This window comes from Nocardioides sp. (assembly GCF_031422975.1).
GTDB lineage: Bacteria > Actinomycetota > Actinomycetes > Propionibacteriales > Nocardioidaceae > Nocardioides.
In genome coordinates this window covers 1-5,621 of record NZ_JANPEO010000043.1, presented here as the reverse complement: position 1 = coordinate 5,621, position 5,621 = coordinate 1, and the positions used below count along the sequence as shown (strand labels likewise).

Here is a 5,621-nt window from a genome sequence, read left to right as displayed (position 1 = left end):
TCGTTGGTCTTGATCGCGGCTTCCTTGACGAGTTGGGCACCCATGTTCTCGAACTGGTCGCTGAGGTGGATCTCGCGGGCGATCGTGACGCCGTCGTTGGTCACCACCGGCGAGCCAGTGATCTTCTCCAGGATCACGTTGCGGCCCTTGGGGCCGAGCGTCGACTTCACGGCCTCGGCCAGCTGGTCGACGCCCGACAACAGCAGGGCTCGTGCTTCTTCGCCGAATCTCAGGTCCTTGGCCATGGGGCTTCCTTAGCTCGCGTGATGGATGGAGTGGGTGAAGCGGTGACAGCTACGGGACGAGAATCGCTCGACCGCGCACCTGTCCTGCCTCCAGGTCCCGAAGCGCGTCGGGGGCAGCGTCCAGCGGATACGTCTTGGTGTGGAGGGTGACCTTGCCGGCCTCGGCGAGCACCATCAGCTCGGCCAGCTCGTTGTAAGTGCCCACGATGTTGCCGACGATGTTGCGCTCGGTGGAGATCACGTCGAGGGTCGGAACGACCAGCGTGCCGCCATACCCGATCACGTAGTAGGAGCCACCGGGTCGGGTCATCGCGAAGCCCTCGTTCTCGGCGCCCTCCTCGGCCACGAAGTCGAGCACGACGTCGGCGCCCTCTCCGTTGGTGAGGTCCTTGACTGCGTCGACCTGCGTGCCGTCGGCAACCACGGTCTCGCCGGCGCCGAGCTTGCTGGCAAGCGCGAGCGCGTCGGGGTTGCGGTCGACCACGACGATGTTGGTGGCGCTGAGCGCGGCCAGGCACTGGATGCCGATATGGCCCAGGCCACCGGCTCCGATGACCACGGCCGTGGTGCCCGGGTAGAGCAGTGGGAGCGCCTTGCGCACGGCGTGGTACGCCGTGATGCCCGCGTCGGCCAGCGCAGCGACGTCCTTGGGTTGCGTGGACGGGTCCAACTTCACGCAGGCGCGCGCGGAGGTCAGCAGGTACTCCGCCATACCTCCGTCACTTCCGTCGAGCCCGGGGAACGTGCTCGCACTGCAATGCATGTCCTGCCCGGCCCGGCAGGCGCGGCACAGGCCGCACGTCGGGGTCGGGTGCAGGATCACGGTGTCCCCGACGGCGACGTTGGTGACCGCCGAGCCGATCTCATGCACCCAGCCGGCGTTCTCGTGACCGATCGTGTAGGGCAGGTTCGGGCTCATCGCCGCGTCCCACTGCCCCAGGATGATGTGGAGGTCGGTACGGCACACGCCGGCGCCGCCCACCTTGACCACGACATCGAGGGGACCCGCCACCTTGGGCTCGGGAACCTCGTCGACGGTGGGTTGCTGGTTGTATCCGTGCAGTCGGACGGCCTTCATCGGACTTCCTCCACTTCGCCCAGTCCGCGGGATCCGTAGCGGTGGCTCAGCATGCCGCGGCACATGCTGCCGTTGGCCTCGATGTTGACCCGGGTGAGCCGGGCTCGCCCCAGGTGAAGCGGCAACGCGTCGGCGCCGATGCCCTCTCCGGTGACGGTGTCGACGAGCAGGGGGGAACTGTCGTCGGCTGGCAGGCCGAGCTCGGCTCGTCGTGCGCGCAGCCTGTCCAGGTCGGGTGAGGCAGGCACGTCGCCGAGCGACATCGCGGCAAGGTCGTCGGCTGTGCTCCCAGCGGCCATGAGTGGCCGGCAGACACGGTCGGTGCCCGCGAACACGGCCTTGCGCACGAAGTCGGCCCGGAGCTCGTCCAGCTCACCGGCGGCGAGACCGTCGAAGGACTGGACGAACCCGGACCGGGCCGCGACCCCGGCATTGATGACGTCGGAGGCGAAGTGGTCCTCGAGCAGCACCTCCGCGTGCCGCACCCCGGCCACCCCACTCACCGCGTCGTACGCATCGGCCACCATGAGGAAGGCGAAGTTCGGCGCGCAGAAGTAGGTCGGCAGCCGCAGGCGCACCTGGGCGTCCCCCGCCGCGGACACGGTGCACGACGACACGAAACCGAGGGTGGTCACAGGTTCGTCGAGCTCGGGGTCACGCACCGTGTCCAGGGCGACCAGGAGGTCCGCCGTGTCTGTCACACTGAGGCCCCTTCCTCGACGAGCCGCGCGTCGTCCTGTGCGGCCGGCGCGCCGGCGTCGGACAGCTGGCACTCGGCGGGGACGTCGATCCCGTAGAGCTTGGCCGCGTTCAGGCCGAGGATCTTCCTCTTGGTGTCCACCGTGACGCGGGGATAGTCGGAGAACTCTTCACTGGGGTAGTCCCAGTCGACGAAGCCCTCGATCTGCCACTTCGGCTCCCAGATGCTGTAGTCGCTACCGAAGGTCATCTTGTCCTCGCCGACCCAGAACAGCAGCTCTCCCATCACCTTGGCGAAGAACTTGGGCCGGGCGTGCATCAGGCCGCCGATGACCACCGAGAGGCCCGCGTAGACGTTCGGCTCCTGGGTCGCCATGAAGCAGAAGTCCTCGATCCGGGGCAGCCCCACGTGCTCGACGATGAAGTTGAGCTCGGGGAAGTCGGTCGCCGCGTGGTCGATGTCGGAGACGTCGAAGGCATCCTTGTCCAGGGGCCAGATCGTCGGTCCCTTGTGCACGTGGATGTTCTTGATGCCCAGTTCCTGGCTCTTCTCCAAGAAGCGGTAGGCACCCGGATCCTTCAGCGTCCACCCGCGCGAGCCGTTGTTCCACTCCGCGGTGTAGAGCTTGACCCCCTTGGATCCCCAGCGGGCGACGTTCTCCTCGAGCTGGGTGAGCCCGAGATCACCGTCTCGCGGATCCCAGCGCGTGTTGACCACGAACTTGCCCGGATGCTTCTCCGAGAGGGCACCGTTCTGCTCGGTGGTGTTGAAGCCGTTGGCGTACCACTCCTTGAGGTAGGTCGGCTGGAAGACCGCCACGTCGACGTACCCGTCCTCGAAGACGTCCTTCATCAGGTCGTCCTCGGAGCACTTCAAGAAGTGTTCGAGCGTCCAGTGCGTCTCGGGTGGGCCGAGGCCCTGATAGGCGTGGAAGCACTCGATCCAGCCCTTGGCGTACTGCTCCTGACCCTTGACCCAGTTCGCCTTGCTGGCGTCCCAGTAGTGCATGTGGCTGTCGACGACGAAGTACTTGTTTCCGTCCTTTTCGTACACGTGTTCCTCCCTGAGGTTTCGCGGATCAGCTGAGGTGACTCACTTCGTGTAGGTCTTGAGGTCGAAGCCGATGTATTCAGCTGCGTCCTCGGGATTGGCGAACATGATCGTGCGGTCGTCCTCGTGGATCATCCGGCCGTAGTGCGTCGACATGTTCTCCTCGAACTGCGCGGCGTCGTAGAACCCCTCCTCCTCGCCGAGCGCCTCGGAGATCTCGTCGTAGTCGAAGTCCATCCGGTTGATCCCATCCACGCGGATCATGGAGGGCAGGTGGGTGATAGTGACGCCCTCCTTGGCGCCCATCACCTCGGCCACGACGGCGCCGACCTGGTTGTTCATCAGCGTCACCCCGCACATGTTGGACGGAGTGTTGTCCGCCTTGAACGCACTCTCGGTCGTTGCGTATGCCGTCTTGGTCGACTGGTAGCCGCTCACTGGGTCAGCTCCTTCGGGTCGTTGAGGCTCAACTCGGAGAGGATCCCGCTGAAGCGGTGCTTCACCCGGTCCAGGGCATCCTCGAAACGCGGTGGCTTGGCGTCGGGCTGCGACCAGAGCGGCTGCATCTCCCGGGCTGCCTTGAGGCACTTCGGGACCCAGTTCGACAGCCACTGGTCCATCAGCGCCTTGTTGTGGTCGGCGAACTCCTTGTCGTTGGTCAGGAGCTCGAACATCACCTTGGTGTAGCGCAGGTCGCGAGACGCGTAGTCCCACTCCCCGGCACCGACCACGGTCGGGGTCACGAAGTCCCCATTGCCCGGCGACGCCTGCTGCACCAACTGGCTGCGGAACAGCTCACCGACCAGCGGCTCGAAGACGATGTTGGCGGCGAAGATGGCCTCCGCCCAGTCGTCGATCCCGGTGAGTTCCTCCGACACCCGTCGTACGCCCTGCCACGCCGGGTCGTTGTTCCAGGCGTCGAGGTGGGCCGAGCCGTCGAAGTCCTCGATCTCCTCGCTCAGGGTGAGGTTGTAGAGCGCCAGGTCCTGAGCGAATCGGATCCGGTGCATGCTGTTCACCGAGATCGCGTTGTTGTGCATGTTCGTTGGCGCCCGCCTCTGCGCGTTGGCGAAGAGGTAGAGCCCCAGTCCTTGCTCGACGTGCATCCACGCGCCGACGTTGCGCTCGACGAAGGTCACCCAGTTGGGGTTCCACTGCTGGAAAGCGCTCGTCTCCCGGGCAGTGTCGATGTTCTGGTTCACCTGGCGCACGACGTTCGAGTTGTTCCGGTAGAACGTGAGCTCCCACTCCTCGTTCGGGTCCCGGAACTCATGCCATCCGTGGGCCGGCCACTCATAGCCCTTGCCTCCCGAGCCCGCGAAGCGTTCGGGGTCACCGCGGTCGACGCCCCACGCCTTCAGCGCGGTCCAGTCGAGGGGGTAGCCGCCCTTGCCGTCGGAGAAGCCGTAGAGCCAGCCTTGGGCGAGGTAGTGCCGGGGGTCCGGCTGGACCTCGACGGTGACGTCCTCGTAGTGGGACTGCTTGCGCTTCTGCGGCTTGTAGTAGTTGTAGTGGCGCAGGGTCGAGTCCGGGAAGACCTTGGCGCCGGCTTCGGCGTCGGTGAATTCGGGCTTGGGTGAACTGCGTTCGATAACCGTGTCGGTCATGTCGGATCCGCCTCGCTTCGCATTCCTCGACTCACAAAGAGCCGGTAGTGGTGAACTTGTCGTAGTAGATGTTCTTGTCGGGTGCACCCAGTCCGCTGAGCACATCCATTGCTGCCTCGACCATCGGCGGTGGCCCGCAGACGTAGGAGTCGGCACCCGAGAGATCGGTCTCGTACTTCTTCACGATGTCGGTGATCAGGCCGACCTCCCCGTCCCAGGGCTCGCCCTCCTCGGCCTCCGAGAGTGCCGGCACGAACGTGAAGTTCGCTAGCGTCTCGGACAGTGCGTGGAGCTCCTTCTCAAAGCACAGGTCCCGCTGGGTGCGGGCGCCGTAGTAGTAGGTCGCCTTGCGCGTGCTCCCGCGCTCAGCCAGGGAACGCAGCACCGAGAGGATCGGCGCCATCCCTGCCCCACCACCGACGAAGACCAGGTCGGAGTCGCGACCGTCGCGCAAGGTGAAGACTCCGAAGGGTCCCGTCACGTCGAGCCGGTCCCCGACGGCAAGCGTGGTGTCGAGGAAGTGCGAGAACTTGCCGTCGGGGTAGCAGCGGATCACGAACTCCAGCTGCCCGCTCTCCTTGCTGGACACGTTGGCCATCGAGAAGGACCGCGTCGCATCCGTGCCGGGGATCGCGATGTCGACGTACTGCCCGGGCCAGAAGGCGATCTCGGTCGGTTCGATCAACTTGAGCACCAGGTGTCGCATGTCGTGGGTGACGTGCTCGTTCGACACGACCTCCGTGACGGCCTCCTGGATGGGGTGACCGGATCGGAGCATCTCCTCGTCGTAGTTGAGGAGCTCGATGGTGACGTCCTCGTAGACGTGCGCGCGGCACAGCAGCGTGTAGCCCTCATCGAGCTCGAAGTCGGGCAACGCGAACGTCGAGTACTTGTCGAGCTCGATGTCCTCACCCTCGAGGACGAAGGACTTGCACGCGGCG

At 65.5% G+C, this 5,621-nt stretch carries 7 protein-coding genes; all 7 read right to left on the bottom strand.

Annotated features, from left to right (window positions below):
* A partial coding sequence (locus RMO85_RS01505; RefSeq protein ID WP_310526013.1) for a TCP-1/cpn60 chaperonin family protein occupies positions 1 to 245 on the bottom strand: 245 nt, incomplete at its 3' end.
* A gap of 49 nt (positions 246 to 294) precedes the next feature.
* Complete coding sequence (locus tag RMO85_RS01500; protein WP_310526011.1) at positions 295 to 1,323, bottom strand: NAD(P)-dependent alcohol dehydrogenase; 1,029 nt, start codon at positions 1,321 to 1,323, stop codon at positions 295 to 297.
* Positions 1,320 to 2,024 carry an iron-sulfur cluster assembly protein gene (locus RMO85_RS01495; protein WP_310526010.1) on the bottom strand — a complete coding sequence of 235 codons (705 nt, stop codon included), beginning with the start codon at positions 2,022 to 2,024 and terminating at the stop codon, positions 1,320 to 1,322. The genes RMO85_RS01500 and RMO85_RS01495 overlap by 4 nt, the downstream gene beginning before the upstream one ends.
* Positions 2,021 to 3,076, bottom strand: coding sequence for an amidohydrolase family protein (locus RMO85_RS01490; RefSeq protein ID WP_310526009.1), 1,056 nt, complete (start codon positions 3,074 to 3,076; stop codon positions 2,021 to 2,023). The genes RMO85_RS01495 and RMO85_RS01490 overlap by 4 nt, the downstream gene beginning before the upstream one ends.
* Positions 3,077 to 3,115: 39 nt before the next feature.
* Positions 3,116 to 3,511: a propane 2-monooxygenase effector subunit MimD gene (gene mimD, locus RMO85_RS01485; protein ID WP_310526007.1), complete on the bottom strand. Its 396-nt coding sequence runs from the start codon at positions 3,509 to 3,511 to the stop codon at positions 3,116 to 3,118.
* A complete protein-coding gene (locus tag RMO85_RS01480; protein ID WP_310526005.1) occupies positions 3,508 to 4,680 on the bottom strand; it encodes an aromatic/alkene monooxygenase hydroxylase subunit beta in 1,173 nt (390 codons plus the stop codon). Before RMO85_RS01480 ends, mimD begins: the two co-directional genes overlap by 4 nt.
* A gap of 31 nt (positions 4,681 to 4,711) precedes the next feature.
* On the bottom strand, positions 4,712 to 5,621 hold a 910-nt coding region (locus tag RMO85_RS01475), incomplete at its 5' end, for an FAD-binding oxidoreductase (protein WP_310526004.1).

Bases quoted from the DNA above. Each gene is read 5' to 3' on its own strand.
- RMO85_RS01500 (WP_310526011.1), bottom strand. From the start codon at position 1,323: ATGAAGGCCGTCCGACTGCACGGATACAACCAGCAACCCACCGTCGAC.
- RMO85_RS01480 (WP_310526005.1), bottom strand. From the start codon at position 4,680: ATGACCGACACGGTTATCGAACGCAGTTCACCCAAGCCCGAATTCACC.